Origin of the sequence: Streptomyces sp. AK010 (assembly GCF_014207295.1) — a bacterium.
Taxonomy (GTDB): Bacteria; Actinomycetota; Actinomycetes; order Streptomycetales; family Streptomycetaceae; genus Streptomyces; species Streptomyces massasporeus.
In genome coordinates, this window is record NZ_JACHCX010000010.1 from 26,875 (window position 1) to 40,984 (window position 14,110).

Sequence of the window (14,110 nt, forward strand, 5' to 3'; positions counted from 1 at the left end):
CTAGACTCAACTTTGTGCAAGCCGTTCGGGTCAGTGCAAGGAGGAGAACGCGAACGTGGACGCCGAGCTGACCAACCGGAGCCGGGACGCGATCAACGCTGCCAGCAACCGGGCCGTGACCGAGGGACACGCCGACCTCACCCCTGCCCATCTGCTGCTCGCGCTGCTCCAGGGACAGGACAACGAGAACATCACCGACCTGCTCGCCGCGGTCGACGCCGACCAGGCCGCCGTACGCTCCGGAGCCGAGCGCGTGCTCGCCGGGCTGCCGAGCGTGACCGGGTCGACCGTCGCGCCGCCCCAGCCCAACCGCGAGATGCTCGCCGTCGTCGCCGACGCGCAGGCCCGCGCCAAGGACCTGGGCGACGAGTACCTCTCCACCGAGCACCTCCTCATCGCCCTCGCCGCGAAGGGCGGCGCGGCGGGCGAGGTGCTGTCCCGCCAGGGCGCCGACGCCAAGAAGCTCCAGGCCGCTTTCCAGAAGACACGAGGGCAACGACGCGTGACCACGGCCGACCCCGAGGGGCAGTACAAGGCACTGGAGAAGTTCGGGACCGACTTCACCGCCGCCGCGCGGGAGGGCAGGCTCGACCCCGTCATCGGGCGGGACCAGGAGATCCGGCGGGTCGTGCAGGTGCTGTCCCGGCGGACCAAGAACAACCCCGTGCTGATCGGCGAGCCCGGCGTCGGCAAGACCGCCGTCGTCGAGGGGCTCGCGCAGCGGATCGTGAAGGGCGACGTGCCCGAGTCGCTGAAGGACAAGCGGCTGGTCGCGCTCGACCTGGGAGCCATGGTCGCGGGCGCCAAGTACCGGGGTGAGTTCGAGGAGCGGCTGAAGACCGTCCTCGCCGAGATCAAGGACTCCGACGGGCGGATCATCACCTTCATCGACGAGCTGCACACCGTCGTCGGGGCCGGCGCGGGCGGCGACTCCGCCATGGACGCCGGGAACATGCTCAAGCCCATGCTCGCCCGCGGCGAGCTGCGCATGGTCGGCGCCACCACCCTCGACGAGTACCGCGAGCGCATCGAGAAGGACCCCGCCCTGGAGCGGCGCTTCCAGCAGGTGCTGGTCGCCGAGCCGACCGTCGAGGACTCGATCGCGATCCTGCGTGGACTCAAGGGCCGCTACGAGGCCCACCACAAGGTCCAGATCGCCGACAGCGCGCTCGTCGCCGCCGCGTCGCTCTCCGACCGGTACATCACCTCCCGCTTCCTGCCCGACAAGGCCATCGACCTCGTCGACGAGGCGGCCTCCCGCCTCCGCATGGAGATCGACTCCTCGCCCGTCGAGATCGACGAACTCCAGCGCGCCGTCGACCGGCTGAAGATGGAGGAGCTGGCGATCGGCAAGGAGACCGACGCCGCCTCCCGCGAGCGCCTGGAGAAGCTGCGCCGCGACCTCGCCGACAAGGAGGAGGAGCTGCGCGGCCTCACCGCCCGCTGGGAGAAGGAGAAGCAGTCCCTCAACCGCCTCGGTGAACTGAAGGAACGCCTCGACGAGGTCCGCGGCCAGGCCGAACGAGCCCAGCGCGACGGCGACTTCGACACCGCCTCCAAGCTCCTCTACGGCGAGATCCCCGCCCTGGAGAAGGAGTTGGAGGCCGCCTCCGAGGCCGAGGAAGAGGTCGCCAGGGACACCATGGTCAAGGAGGAGGTCGGCTCCGACGACATCGCCGACGTCGTCGCCTCCTGGACCGGCATCCCGGCCGGCCGCCTGCTGGAGGGCGAGACGCAGAAGCTGCTGCGCATGGAGGACGAGCTCGGCAAGCGGCTCATCGGCCAGACCGAGGCCGTACGCGCCGTCTCCGACGCCGTACGACGGTCCCGCGCCGGCATCGCGGACCCCGACCGCCCCACCGGCTCCTTCCTCTTCCTGGGCCCGACGGGCGTGGGCAAGACCGAGCTGGCCAAGGCCCTCGCCGACTTCCTCTTCGACGACGAGCGGGCGATGGTCCGCATCGACATGTCGGAGTACAGCGAGAAGCACAGCGTGGCCCGGCTGGTCGGCGCTCCGCCCGGATACGTCGGCTACGAGGAGGGCGGCCAGCTCACGGAGGCCGTGCGCCGCCGCCCGTACTCCGTCGTCCTGCTGGACGAGGTGGAGAAGGCCCACCCCGAGGTCTTCGACATCCTGCTGCAGGTGCTGGACGACGGCCGGCTCACCGACGGGCAGGGCCGCACGGTCGACTTCCGCAACACGATCCTCGTGCTGACGTCGAACCTGGGCAGCCAGTACCTGGTCGACCCGGTCACCAGCGAGCAGGAGAAGAAGGAGCAGGTCCTGGAGGTGGTGCGGACCTCCTTCAAGCCGGAGTTCCTCAACCGCCTGGACGACCTGGTCGTCTTCGCCGCGCTGACCAAGCCCGAGCTGGAGCGCATCGCGAAGCTCCAGCTGGACCGCCTGGCCAAGCGGCTCGCCGAGCGGCGCCTCACCCTGGACATCACGCCCGAGGCCCTGGCCTGGCTCGCGGAGGAGGGCATGGACCCGGCGTACGGCGCCCGGCCGCTGCGGCGGCTCGTCCAGTCCGCCATCGGCGACCGGCTCGCCAAGGAGATCCTGTCCGGCGAGATCAAGGACGGCGACACGGTCCGGGTGGACCGCTTCGAGGAGGGGCTGCTGGTCGGGCCCGCGACGGGCAAGACGCTGTAGGTCCGTCCCCGGTCACGGGACGGGCAAGATGCTGTAGGTCCGTCCCCGGTCACGGGACGGGCAAGATGCTGTAGGACCGTCCCCGGTCACGGGACGGGCAAGATGCTGTAGGTCCGTCCCCGGTCACATCGTGAACGCCGAGAAGCGCACCAGCGCCGTCTCGGCGTTCACGTACTCCACCCTCACCTGGACGACATGCGCCTCCGCCGTGCCGGGCAGGCCGTTCTCGTGGGTCACGTCGAGGCAGAGCGCTCCGCAGGCGCCACCGCCCGTGCGCGGCTCGGGGCCGTTCGGGTACGTTTCGCGCAGCCAGTCGCGGACGTCCCCGCGCCGCATCCGCAGTACCGCCGCGTACGACGTGTCGATGCCCCGCTGCACGGTGCAGTCGTGGGCGCGGGCGTTCGCGGGGCGCTCGGCGGCGCCGAAGACCAGGGCCTCGGTGCAGGGGATGGTCGCCGCCGCGCCCGTACGTTTGCCGCCGCGGGCCGCGTCGTCGTCCGACCAGGCCCACAGGAACAGGCCGGTGATCAGGACACCGAGCACCACCACCGGCAGTGCCAGAAACGGCAGGACGATCCCCCACCGGGTATGGCCCCTGTCCGCTGCCCGCATGTGCACCGCCCCCTCCGTCGGCTGCTCAGGAGGACGGTTGTGGGTACCCGGAGGTTGCAGTTGACCGGATCGTGTCAGCCCAGGGCTGACAGGGTCTGTCGGGGCTTGCCACCCCCCTCCCCGCATGGGGGAGGATGGCGGAATCCGTACGAAGGGAAATTCACGGTGACCATCGACCCGTCCTCGATTCCGAACTTCGGGGGCCAGCCCGAGCCGCAGCCCGGCGGCCCGGCCGGCCCCGTCGTCCCGGATCAGGACCTCGTGAAGCAGCTCCTCGACCAGATGGAGCTCAAGTACGTCGTCGACGACGAGGGAGACCTCGCGGCGCCGTGGGAGCAGTTCCGCACCTACTTCATGTTCCGGGGTGAGGGAGACCAGCAGGTCTTCTCCGTGCGGACGTTCTACGACCGGCCCCACGAGATCGAGGCCAAGCCGCAGATCCTGGAGTCGATCGACGACTGGAACCGCCGGACCCTGTGGCCCAAGGTCTACAGCCACACCCACGACGACGGCACGGTCCGCCTGATCGGCGAGGCCCAGATGCTGATCGGCATGGGCGTCAGCCTGGAGCACTTCGTCTCCTCGACGGTCAGCTGGGTGCGCGCGGCGATCGAGTTCGACAAGTGGCTCCTCGAGCAGCTCGGTATTGAAGAGGAGATCAACGAGGCGGAGAAGCCCGAGGACGAGGAGTAGATCCTCAGCCGGCCCCGCAGCGGCGCGTCGGCGCGTACGAGCAGGTACGCGCTGTACGCGCCGTACGCCTTTTCGGGCGCCGCTGCCTCCCCTTGGGCGCCGCTGCCTCCCCCTCGCCAAGGGGGCGGCTGATCAGATCTCAAGACGCAGCTCCGCCCATACCGTCTTGCCCACCGGGCTGCGAGGCGTCGACCCCCAGCGCTCGGCCAGGACGTCCACCAGGAGCAGCCCCCGCCCCGACTCGCCATCGGGAGACGACGAGGGCGCGGCCGTAGGGAGCCGCTTCGCCGAGGCGGCGTCCGCGACCTCGACACGCAGCACGCCCGCGGCCCGGTCCAGGGCGAGCCGGAGACCGCATTCCCGGCCGGGAACCCGGCCGTGCTGGACGGCGTTCGCCGCGAGTTCGCCGACGACGAGGGCGACCGCGCAGGAGACGTCCGACGCCGGCGGACAGCCGCGTTCCCCCATCCACCGGACGGCGTGATGCCGGGCGAGCTGCGCACCGCGCGGGGTGGAGGGGAACTGCACCGTGAACGACTGGAGTTCACGCTGCGGCATGTCTCCCGGGGTGGCGCTTTCTGTCAGCACGGCCTGTCCGTCCTTTTCCGTCTGGTCGAGGCGTTCCGTAACGCACACGAGTCATCACGTTCCGTGCTCAAGAGTCGGCCGATCGTCCTACGCTCGACAGGGGGCGCAGCCTTACTTGTGCAGCCGTAAGGAACGGAAGTGATGCCTTGGCCAACGGAATTGACCCCAGTGCGTCGATGGCCGCGCTGTTCGGTGCGCGGGTGCGCAGGCTCCGGACGGCGGCGGGGCTGACACAGGCCGAGCTGGGCGACCGGACGCATGTCGTGAGCACGCGGATCACGCAGATCGAGCGGGCGTCCGGAGCGAAGCCGACGCTGGAGCTGGCGCGTGCGCTGGACGCGGCACTCGGTGCGGAGGATCTGCTGGTGGAGCTGTGGCCGTATGTGTACCGGGAGGCGTTTCCGGACTGGTCGCGGAAGTTCATGGAGCACGCGGAGCGGGCGGTGACGGTCCGGCAGTATGCGGCTCATGTGGTGCCGGGCTTGTTGCAGACGGAGGACTACGCGCGTGCGGTGCTGAGAGTCGGTCGGACGCTCGGCAGCGAAGAGCAGTTGGAAGAACGGGTCACCTTTCGACTGGGACGACAGGAGCGGCTTGGCATGCCCGATCGGCCCGAGCTGTGGGTCGTTCTCGACGAGGCGGTGCTCCGGCGTCCCGTCGGTGGCCAGGGGGTGATGCATGAGCAGTTGGAGCGACTGCTCAGGACCAGGGCGGAACCTCACATCACCGTGCAGGTACTGCCGTTCGACCAGGGCGAGCACGAGGTCATGGGCGGTTCGCTCACGGTGCTCACCATGCCGGACGGCTCGGAGGTCGCCTACACGGAAGGCGCGCATTACGGCCAACTCATCGAGGATCCGGTCGAGGTCAGGAGTTTCGCGCTGACTTACGATCGGCTGCGGGCGGCAGCTCTGCCCCCGCTCATGTCCCTGGACATGATCCGATCCGTGAGGGAGGACAACCACCGTGGAGCGAAACTCCCGTCCCGATCTGAACGGCGCCGCCTGGCGCAGGAGCAGCTACAGCAATCAGGAGGGGGGCGACTGCGTGGAGGTGGCCGACGGGTTCCGGGCCGTCGTCCCGGTCCGTGACAGCAAGGCCCCGCAGAGCCCCGCGCTGTGCTTCGAAGCCGCCTCCTGGGCCGCCTTCATAGGCGAGTTGAAAGCCGGGCACCACCGTCCCTGAAGTGGCTTCCGGACGCACCGGGCCCTTGTCCGCGAGGGTCCGGCAGGCCACTGACCTCCTGAAAAGAACCGGGGAAAGAACTACCCGCCCACCCACCCTCCCCGCGCCGGAAGGCGGGCGTCACCCGTCCGAGTGACCGGCTTGCGGGGGCGGGTAACGGGCCGTTACGTTCGCCGCGACAACCGCAAACAGATACGGCCCCCGGCCGGGACGGCAATCCCGATCGAGGGCCTGACCGATCTGGAAGAGACGACTTCCCGATGGCTGACCCGCAGTCTAACGCGCGCCTGCGCGCCGACGCCGGAGCTCCGACTACCGGCGTGATCCACGTACGCACCCGCCTCACCGCCGACTTCACGGTGATCTCCAACGCCCTCGCCCAGCGACGGGGCAGCGCGGTCACGGTCGGCGTCGCGGCGTACATCGCCTCGATGCCCGACGGCTCCCCCGTGACCATCACCGCTCTGTGCGAGCACTTCAGCGAGGGCGAGATCCTCATCTCGCGGGCGCTCAGAGAACTCGAATCGGCCGGATACCTGGAACGCCGCCGCGAACGAACGCCCACCGGGCAGGTACGCACCCGGACGTACTTCTACGACGTACCGCGCGGCGAAGTCCCCGACGATCCGCCCGAGCCGCCGAAACCCCGGCCAAGGAAGCGGCCCGCCATCCCGGAAACCCGACGGGAGACGGCGCCCGCTCCCGTTCCTGCCCCCGCTCCCGAGGAGCCCGGCAGCCCGGCACCCGCCCTCGCCGACGCCGCCCCCGGGGCGGTCGCCGTACTGACCGCCCTGCGCCGGGTCGACCCCCGCCTGGTCCTGTCCGCGCAGGAGGCCGCCCGCCTGGCACCGGCCGTCGCCGAGGGGCTGGCAGCCGGAGTCGGGCAGCGGGAGATCACGGAGCTGCTGACCGTACGGCTCCCCGACCGTTTCCGGGCCCGCCCGGCAAGCGTCCTGGCCTTCCGCCTCCGGGAAACCCCGCTGCCGTTGCCCTCCCCCGCACCGCTCCCGCCGAGCATCGGGCGCCCGGCCGTACTGCCCTTCCAGACCTGCGACGGCTGCGAGCGCGCCTTCCGCGCCCCGGAGCCCGGACACTGCCGGACCTGCCGGAACCGACTCGCCGGGGAATGTCTGCGTGCGGCGGGCTGAGCCGGTGGGGCTCATGGATGAGTACTCGAGTGACCCCCGAGACCTGAACCCCGGCGTGCCTAGAGCGCCGCGCTGAGTCGCTTCGCCGTCTCCTCCAGCACCCCCGTCCGCTTGCAGAACGCGAACCGTACGAAGGGGGCGCCCTCCTCGCGGTGGTCGTAGAAGACCGCGTTGGGGATGGCGACGACCCCGGCGCGTTCCGGCAGGCCGCGGCAGAAGGCGAAGCCGTCGCCCTCTTGAGACAGCACAGCGCCGAGGGGGCGGATGTCGGTGGTGATGAAGTAGGTGCCCGAGGGACGGAAGACGCGGAAGCCCGCCTCCGCCAGGCCCGCCGCCAGCAGGTCCCGCTTGGCCAGCATGTCGGCGCGGAAGTCCGCGAAGTACGACTCGGGCAGTGAGAGGGCCTCGGCGACGGCGTACTGGAACGGGCCCGCCGAGACGTACGTCAGGTACTGCTTCGCCGAGCGCACCGCCGTGACCAGCTCCGCGGCCCCCGTCACCCAGCCGACTCCTCGTTGGTACACCCATTCACGCATGGCGCACGGGCTCACCAGGGTCAGCTGTCCCTGGACGAGAAGTCGGCCTCTCTGCGCCGCACGACCGAACACCGGGCGGCCGGGATGGGGCCGGTGGATCGCCGGGGCGCCGGTCAGTTCTCGTAGTGGTAGCGGCACTGCGCGATCAGGACGGCGTCCTCGGTGGCCTTGTAGATCAGCCGGTGCTCGTCGTTGATACGGCGCGACCAGTAGGCCTGGAATCCGTGCTTGAGCGGTTCCGGTTTGCCGATCCCCTCGTTGCCGTTCCGGGCGATGTCCGCGATGAGCGTGTTGATGCGCTTCAGGATCTTCCGGTCCTGAAGCTGCCACCACAGGTAGTCCTCCCAGGCACGGGAGGAGAAGGTGATCTTCAACTTGCGGCCCTTATTCGTCGGTCGCCAGCTCGCGTACGGTGCCGCCGCCGCTTTCCAACTCGTCGATGGACGCGAGCAGGCGCCGCGCGTTGGCCGGGCTCCGCAGCAGGTACGCCGTCTCCTTCAGGGACTCGTAGTCCTCAAGGGAGACGATGACGACCGGCTCGTGTCCGGCCCGGGTGATGACGACCTCTTCGCGGTCATCGGTGACTGCGTTGAGCACTTCGGCGTACCGTGCGCGCGACTCGGAATATGTCATGGTCTTCACGATTGACCCCCTTTCCACGTACAGGAAATTGTACGTGGGCTCTCTGTGGTGCGGCAAGCGTCGTAATGGCGGCGGTGGGCCCCACAGGGCAGCGGTCAGTGCGCGAACGCTTTGCGGAGCCGTTCCGCCGCGTCCGTCAGGACTTCCGTGCGCTTGCAGAACGCGAACCGTACGAACGGCGCCCCCTCCTCGCGGTGGTCGTAGAAGACCGCGTTCGGGATGGCGACGACGCCGGCGCGTTCGGGCAGGGCGCGGCAGAAGGCGAAGCCGTCGCTCTCGCCGAGGGGGCGGATGTCGGTGGTGATGAAGTAGGTGCCGGCCGGCTTGAAGACCGTGAAGCCCGCCTCCGCCAGCCCGCTCGCCAGCAGGTCCCGCTTGGCCAGCATGTTCGCGCGGAACGCGGTGAAGTAGCTCTCCGGCAGGGCGAGCGCCTCGGCGACCGCGTACTGGAACGGCCCCGAGGAGACGTACGTCAGGAACTGCTTCGCCGAGCGGACCGCGGAGACCAGGGCGGCCGTGGACGTGATCCAGCCGACACCTCGTTGGCCTACCTATTCCCCTGTCGTGCGACAGGCCCCGCTGCGGATCTCCGGAACCGGCGGTGAGCGGGCCGCACAACCTGTCCGGACCGGTCTGCCTGCCGTACCGACGGGCTCGGTGACGCGGCACTGTCCGTCGTATCCTGACCACACACGGGAAGGAGCCGTCCATGAGCGTCGACGCGATCGTGCACACCGAGTTCCCCAAGGGATACACGGTCCTGTTCGGGGCCGACGGAAAGGTGATCATGACGCCGCAGAGCTTCGAGCGCTCCAGCACGATCAAGTCGATGCAGTACGACACGATCGTGTCGCTCGGACGCCACGCGAAGACCGCCTCCGACGTCTACATCGACTTCCCCGCCGATGAGAATTCCGCCCCGGATCTGGCGATCCTCCGTGAGGACTCCCGCCGGGAGGGCAAGCGCTACAGCTTCGAGGACGTCCTGCTGATCTCCGAGGTCGTCTCGACCTCCTCAGCGCGCAAGGACTACGACGACTGCACCGCGAAGTACGGCCGCTACGGGATCCCGATCTACCTGGTCGTGGATCCCTACGCCCAGGAAGTCGTCCTTCACACCCAGCCGACCGCCACCGGTTACATCGCCGCACACACTCACAAGTACGGCACGGGCAAGCTCCCCATTCCCCTGGCCGATGGCCGCACCTTCACCCTCGACCTCGACGAACTCCCGCGCCCGGAACCCGAGGCAGACGCCCGCTGACGAGGACCTCCCCGTTGACAGGCCCGTGCCGTTCTGGGGCGTGAGTCCGTGCGACGAAGTCCGGTTCGCCGCGGCGAGGTTCGAAGCCGCGGTTGCCGCGGGAGACAACCACCACGCACTGCCCTGAGGCAGCGGGCCCGCTCCTCCTCGGCCGAGTCGCCGGCCTCCGTTCGGCGATAGCGTGGCACGGCAACGACTGCTGCAGACAGATGGGGCGGATTTCATGCGGATGCGGTTCGAACCCGAGGCCGAGGAGGAGTTCGAGGCGGCGCGTGGGCTGGTGGTCGACCGCCTGGTTCGGTGGGCCGGGGAGCAGGGGCTGCCGGTGGACGGGTTCCTGGCCGAGGCGGCGCTGGACTACCGGCACCTGGCGACGGCCGACGGTCGACTGGGGCTGTGGGAGCCGCGCCACGTAGAGGAGCTACTGCTCTCCTGGCTTCCCCAGCAGGTCACCGAGCTTCCGGGGGAGGAACGCGCCGACGCCCCGGGCACCCTGCGCACGCTGCTGCGCTATCTGCACGCCGCGCAGTTGGCGGACCCGCGCGGCTCCTCGCTCCAGGATTCCCTTGCCGCGGTCGACAGGTTCGCGGAACAGTATCTGGCGGCGATGACGGACCGCACTCGCTGGGGACTGGCGAAGTTCTGGGCGGTGACGGCCGCGGAGCAGGGCGTGGACGTCCAGGACGAGGCGGCGTTTCAGCGCTTCGCGGACCGGGCGCAGCGCGGGAAGGTCGCCTACGATCAGCGGGCTCTCGCCGCGATCATGGAACGGCGGCTGACCGGCCGCGTGCTGTCCGACGGGGCCCGGGCCGAGCCGCAACTGCCCGTGATGCTTCCCCCGGACGACGTACTGCGTCGACGGGCCGAGGCGTCGGCGACCGTGGCGCAGTTGCGGGGACTGGCCGAATGGGCGGGGCCGGGCGGCCGCCCGGTGACGGCGACGGGACGGCTGCGGCTGGCGGAGGCCCGCGAGCTGGTGGACGTACTCGGCACCGGCGACAGGATCGAGGGTGTGCGCTCTTCGGCGGACCTGCCGCGGCTGGGCCTGCTGGTGGAGTGGGCGAAGAAGGCACGGCTGGTCCGGGTGGTCAAGGGGCGGTTGTACGCGGTGGCCAAGGCCCGGTCGGTGCTGGCCGACCCGCTCCAGCTGTGGCTGCGCGCCTTCGACGCGTGCTTCGAGCTGCGGCAGGCCCTGATCGGGGCACGCAGCGGCTGGCACATCGCGTCGATGCTCTTCGACGTCTACGAGGACGTCCTGGACGATGTGCTGAACACGCTCTACAGCCTGCCGTACCCGATGCCCTGGCCGCGGCTGCGCGACACCGTACACCTGGCCTATCGGAGTTCCTTCCAGCTCGACGCCGGGTCGGGCCTTCAGCATCGGATGTGGTTCGAGCACGCCGACCGGGACCTGCACACGGTGCTCGACCTGCTGGACGACCTGGGCGCGATCGAGCGTGACCGTGGGATGGCCGATCCGGTGTTCCTCGACATCGACCTCTCCGATGCCGGTCCCGAGCTGCTCGCGGACATGCCGCCGGAGCTCGCGGAGCTGCTGGGCGTCGCGGGGGCGGCGACGGACCCGGTGGCGCGGGAGCGTGCCGATGCCCGGCGAGACGAGCTGACCGCCGGGCCGGTCGAGCTCATCCGTCTCACCGAGCTCGGTACCCGGGCCGTACGACAGCGGTTGCTGGCGGCCGGCAGGGACGCACCGTTGGTCGGTGAACTGGCCCAGGCGCCGGCGGCCGGCCTGCTGGGGGTGCTGGCCGAGGACTACGATCCGGACGCCGCCCGCACGGAGCTGGCCGGCTGGATCACGTCCTGCGGCGAGCGGGAAGGTGCCCTGCGGCAACTGACCGACGCCGTCGGGACCATGACCTTCCGCACGCGAGCGCAGGCGATGCTCGACGTGCTGCTGACGGCGTTGCCGGACGGTGAGGGCGAGCGGCTGCTGGGCACGCTGCGACGGGACACACAGCTGGCGCCGTTGGCGCTGAACGCGCTGGCGCACCGTGAGTTGCTGTCCCCAGAGGACATGACCGACGCGGAGTCTCTGCTGGTGCTCGCCGAGAGCCTGCTTCAGCTCGTGGAGTTGGCGGGCGGCGGGGACGGCGCCGAGGAGACGCTGCGCGCCCAGGGCTCCCAGGTCAGGGATGCGGTTTTCGCCGCGTTGGACTCCGCGCACCCGGACCGGGCCGGACTCGACGAGCTCAGGCAGCTGGCGGCTCGGGCACTGGGTACCCCCGGCGCCCACCTCGGCCGCGCCCGGAAGGCTCGACGCTCCTCAGGCAAGAGCGCCCGCAGGCGGCGCCGCTGACCTGGTAACACCGCCTGCCCCCAGGCGCCGGGTGCGCTGGCAGTGGCACGGAGCCGGGCGGAGGGAAACCGATGAGTCCCGGGGGCGTACGTCCTCGGTGGCGCGCTACCGTCGGGGGCGTGGTTGAGGGATGGGGCGAGGACGGGCTGCGGGCCCTGCGTGGCGCGCTCCACACGCAGGACGGAGTGGCGTTGCTTGCGGCGTTGCGTCGTGGACCCGTGCGTGAGGTGCTGCAGCTGGCCGGCGATGGTGTGGCCGGGGCTGCGGCGCAGGGCCTGCCGGGGGCTGCGGAGATGGCGGCCTTGTTTCTCGGCGCGCTCCAGGAGCGCGGCTTCCGGGGCGATGAGGAGCTGGCGGACCGGTTCCGCGCGGCCACGGGAGACGCGGCGATTCCCCTCCTGCGCCCGCTCGCGGTCGACCTGGAGACTCTCGCCATGCTGCTGGAGGGCGACCCGGCCGAGTCCGGTGGCCGGATCGATCTGTCCACCGGGGAGTGCTGGCCTGCGTTCACCGATGAGCTGGGGCCTGGGTCCGAGGCCGAGGAGGACGACGATCCCGAGCGATGGCTGTACGTGCCGGCTCTGGGGTCCCGGGCCGGTTACCGGGACATGGAGCTGTTCATCGACGAGGTCGGGGACGCCGCCCTTGCCGGCAGGCTGCGGATCGCCATCGGTGGGCGGGGCGCCTTCCGGCGCTTCAAGGACGTCCTCGCAGGTGACGAGCGCTCCTGGAGCCGGTACCACCGGTTCAGCGATGAGCGACAGCGCGGCCGGGCCCGCGCCTGGCTGGCCGAGGAGGGCTACTGCCCGCACATCACCTTCTTCGTAGAGCCCAGTCCGGGTTCGTTTCTTTAGGGGCCGGTATGGCTCTTTACCTGCCCTTGTCCTGCATGGTCCGGGGGCGCTGCCGACGGGCCTGGCGGCAGTCGAGTGCGGGTGCGCGGGGGCTCGTGGCAACCAGGCCGTGTGGCCGGTACAGATGCTGGTACGTCTGTGGTGGTCAGAAGGCCAGCGTCTTGAGTCGGGAGGCCGCCTCCTCCAGCACGCCTGTCCGCTTGCAGAACGTGAAGCGGACAAAGGGTGTGCCCTGCTCACGGTGGTCGTAGAAGACCGCGTTGGGGATCGCGACCACCCCGCAGCGCTCCGGCAGTGAACGGCAGAAGGCGAAGCCGTCGCTCTCGCCGAGGGGGCGGATGTCGGTGGTGATGAAGTACGTGCCGGCCGGGCGGAAGACCGTGAAACCCGCCTGCTCCAGGCCGCCCGCGAGCAGGTCCCGCTCGGTCAGCATGTCCGCGCGGAACTCCTCGAAGTACGAGTCGGGCAGGCGCAGGGCCTCGGCCACGGCGTACTGGAAGGGCCCGGAGGCCACGTACGTCAGGTACTGCTTCGCCGACCGGACGGCGGCGACGAGATCGGGGGTGCCGGTGACCCAGCCCACTCCGTGTTCATGCACCTGTTTGTTTTCTGGCTTCGCGTCGGGCCAGGTCGCCCCCCACGTGAGCTCGTTGCCGGCGCAGCAGCAGCAGCAGCAGCAGCAGCTTCGGCGGGGGCGGGTCCTGGCGCAGGAGTAGGACCTTCAGCTGCTACCCGCCTGCGATAGAAATCAGAGCGTAATCAGAGTACAGTCTGAGTATGAGCATCGCACCCTTGGCATTCGAATCGGAGTCTGTCTCGTTCACCGATCTGTCACGGAACCCGAAAGCTGTCGCGGCCAGGGCCGCCGCCCTGGGATGCCTGCGTGTCACGCACCGAGACGCGCCCGACATGGTGTTGACCACGGCTATATATGCAGAGCGCGCCGAGGAGAACCTGACCACGGCGTCCCGGCTGTTCCTTGCACTGTTGAAGCAGGACGACGGTGCCAAGTCGCTTTTGCTCGCGCTGCCCGAGGTGTTCCCGTGGGTGCGCCACCTGGACGCTGAGGAAGTCCGGGAATTCACTGTCGAGCTCCTGGAAGCGCTGTCCGACGCCGCTGAACTGGGCGCCAGGGAGGCTGTGCACCGAGCGATCGTCTCGTGGCGGGCAACCGCCCGCATCAACGCCGACCCTGACCAGCTCAGGGAAGCGCTCCGTCCGCTTGGTGACGTCGACCTCGGCCCGGTCGAGGTGCACGAGTGAGCCCGAAGAAGGGCGATCGGGTCAGCGTCCCCCCGCTGAGCGGCTGGAACGTCGTCCATGGGACGACGGAGGCCGCGACCGGTTGGGAGGAGTTGTGTCGGGTGGCGCTGCCGAACGCGCATCGCTGCCTGGAAGCCCTTCGCACAGACCCGCTGTCGCGGGCGAACTGGAACCGTCAGCACCAGCTCCGCGGCAGGCATGCCACCAGGGAATGGAAGGGCTCCGAGCTGGAGCAGTGGGAGTACGAGATCACCAGCGGCGGCCGCGTTCGCTACCTGGTCAGCCCGGATACCTCGACCGTAATCCTGGTGTACGCCTCCCCGCGGCACCCGAAGGACACTGAGTAGCTCGACGG

Annotated in this window: 14 protein-coding genes and 3 pseudogenes; 10 read left to right on the top strand and 7 right to left on the bottom strand. The window is 70.0% G+C overall.

All coding sequences use genetic code 11. From position 1 onward, the window contains the following. The first annotated feature begins 55 nt into the window (after positions 1-55). Positions 56-2,653 (top strand): ATP-dependent chaperone ClpB, encoded by a 2,598-nt coding sequence (gene clpB, locus HDC93_RS19960; protein WP_185012252.1) that lies wholly within the window; start codon positions 56-58, stop codon positions 2,651-2,653. Positions 2,654-2,776: 123 nt separating this feature from the next. On the opposite strand, the gene HDC93_RS19965 is transcribed toward clpB, so the two are convergent. Next, the gene (locus HDC93_RS19965; protein WP_185012253.1) at positions 2,777-3,265 is read right to left on the bottom strand and encodes a hypothetical protein; all 489 of its coding nucleotides are present in this window, start codon (positions 3,263-3,265) and stop codon (positions 2,777-2,779) included. Positions 3,266-3,430: 165 nt separating this feature from the next. Between HDC93_RS19965 and HDC93_RS19970 the strand changes: the two genes are divergently transcribed. Next, entirely contained in the window at positions 3,431-3,958 is a 528-nt protein-coding gene (locus HDC93_RS19970; protein ID WP_185012254.1) for a YbjN domain-containing protein, read from the top strand. A 132-nt stretch (positions 3,959-4,090) separates the two neighbouring features. Here HDC93_RS19970 and HDC93_RS19975 read toward each other — a convergent pair whose 3' ends face one another. Beyond that, a complete protein-coding gene (locus HDC93_RS19975) occupies positions 4,091-4,546 on the bottom strand; it encodes an ATP-binding protein (RefSeq protein WP_311774584.1) in 456 nt (151 codons plus the stop codon). Positions 4,547-4,722: 176 nt separating this feature from the next. Between HDC93_RS19975 and HDC93_RS19980 the strand changes: the two genes are divergently transcribed. The 3 genes from HDC93_RS19980 to HDC93_RS19985 all read left to right on the top strand — a co-directional run bounded on the left by HDC93_RS19980 (position 4,723) and on the right by HDC93_RS19985 (position 6,879). Further along, positions 4,723-5,637, top strand: coding sequence for a helix-turn-helix transcriptional regulator (locus HDC93_RS19980; protein ID WP_185012255.1), 915 nt, complete (start codon positions 4,723-4,725; stop codon positions 5,635-5,637). Next, complete coding sequence (locus HDC93_RS38555; RefSeq protein ID WP_311774590.1) at positions 5,600-5,731, top strand: DUF397 domain-containing protein; 132 nt, start codon at positions 5,600-5,602, stop codon at positions 5,729-5,731. Before HDC93_RS19980 ends, HDC93_RS38555 begins: the two co-directional genes overlap by 38 nt. Positions 5,732-5,991: 260 nt before the next feature. After that, positions 5,992-6,879: a hypothetical protein gene (locus tag HDC93_RS19985; protein WP_185012256.1), complete on the top strand. Its 888-nt coding sequence runs from the start codon at positions 5,992-5,994 to the stop codon at positions 6,877-6,879. Between the two features lie 59 nt (positions 6,880-6,938). Here the strand turns inward: HDC93_RS19985 and HDC93_RS19990 are convergent. The 4 genes and pseudogenes from HDC93_RS19990 to HDC93_RS20005 all read right to left on the bottom strand — a co-directional run. After that, positions 6,939-7,388, bottom strand: a pseudogene (locus HDC93_RS19990) (aminotransferase class I/II-fold pyridoxal phosphate-dependent enzyme); the annotation flags it as partial. Positions 7,389-7,528: 140 nt separating this feature from the next. After that, complete coding sequence (locus tag HDC93_RS19995) at positions 7,529-7,789, bottom strand: Txe/YoeB family addiction module toxin (RefSeq protein WP_185012257.1); 261 nt, start codon at positions 7,787-7,789, stop codon at positions 7,529-7,531. A 10-nt stretch (positions 7,790-7,799) separates the two neighbouring features. Continuing rightward, entirely contained in the window at positions 7,800-8,057 is a 258-nt protein-coding gene (locus HDC93_RS20000; protein ID WP_185012258.1) for a type II toxin-antitoxin system Phd/YefM family antitoxin, read from the bottom strand. 95 nt (positions 8,058-8,152) lie between these two features. Further along, a pseudogene (locus HDC93_RS20005) lies at positions 8,153-8,593 on the bottom strand (aminotransferase class I/II-fold pyridoxal phosphate-dependent enzyme); the annotation flags it as partial. 173 nt (positions 8,594-8,766) lie between these two features. Between HDC93_RS20005 and HDC93_RS20010 the strand changes: the two are divergent. The 3 genes from HDC93_RS20010 to HDC93_RS20020 all read left to right on the top strand — a co-directional run bounded on the left by HDC93_RS20010 (position 8,767) and on the right by HDC93_RS20020 (position 12,492). After that, complete coding sequence (locus HDC93_RS20010) at positions 8,767-9,321, top strand: Uma2 family endonuclease (protein WP_185012259.1); 555 nt, start codon at positions 8,767-8,769, stop codon at positions 9,319-9,321. A gap of 223 nt (positions 9,322-9,544) precedes the next feature. Continuing rightward, positions 9,545-11,638, top strand: a complete 2,094-nt coding sequence (locus HDC93_RS20015) for a hypothetical protein (RefSeq protein ID WP_260419669.1) — start codon at positions 9,545-9,547, stop codon at positions 11,636-11,638. A gap of 119 nt (positions 11,639-11,757) precedes the next feature. Further along, positions 11,758-12,492 (top strand): UPF0158 family protein, encoded by a 735-nt coding sequence (locus HDC93_RS20020; RefSeq protein ID WP_311774585.1) that lies wholly within the window; start codon positions 11,758-11,760, stop codon positions 12,490-12,492. 145 nt (positions 12,493-12,637) lie between these two features. On the opposite strand, the pseudogene HDC93_RS20025 reads toward HDC93_RS20020, so the two are convergent. After that, positions 12,638-13,075: pseudogene (locus HDC93_RS20025) on the bottom strand (aminotransferase class I/II-fold pyridoxal phosphate-dependent enzyme); the annotation flags it as partial. 194 nt (positions 13,076-13,269) lie between these two features. Here HDC93_RS20025 and HDC93_RS20030 point away from each other — a divergent pair. Then, complete coding sequence (locus HDC93_RS20030) at positions 13,270-13,755, top strand: hypothetical protein (protein ID WP_061927666.1); 486 nt, start codon at positions 13,270-13,272, stop codon at positions 13,753-13,755. Then, on the top strand, positions 13,752-14,102 hold the full coding sequence (locus HDC93_RS20035) for a hypothetical protein (protein ID WP_102913566.1): 351 nt from the start codon (positions 13,752-13,754) through the stop codon (positions 14,100-14,102). The genes HDC93_RS20030 and HDC93_RS20035 overlap by 4 nt, the downstream gene beginning before the upstream one ends. Positions 14,103-14,110: the final 8 nt, after the last annotated feature.

Coding starts and splice junctions, on each gene's coding strand:
- HDC93_RS19985 (WP_185012256.1), top strand. CDS start 5,992: ATGGCTGACCCGCAGTCTAACGCGCGCCTGCGCGCCGACGCCGGAGCT.
- HDC93_RS20010 (WP_185012259.1), top strand. CDS start 8,767: ATGAGCGTCGACGCGATCGTGCACACCGAGTTCCCCAAGGGATACACG.
- HDC93_RS20030 (WP_061927666.1), top strand. CDS start 13,270: ATGAGCATCGCACCCTTGGCATTCGAATCGGAGTCTGTCTCGTTCACC.
- HDC93_RS19980 (WP_185012255.1), top strand. CDS start 4,723: ATGGCCGCGCTGTTCGGTGCGCGGGTGCGCAGGCTCCGGACGGCGGCG.
- HDC93_RS20015 (WP_260419669.1), top strand. CDS start 9,545: ATGCGGATGCGGTTCGAACCCGAGGCCGAGGAGGAGTTCGAGGCGGCG.
- HDC93_RS19965 (WP_185012253.1), bottom strand. CDS start 3,265: ATGCGGGCAGCGGACAGGGGCCATACCCGGTGGGGGATCGTCCTGCCG.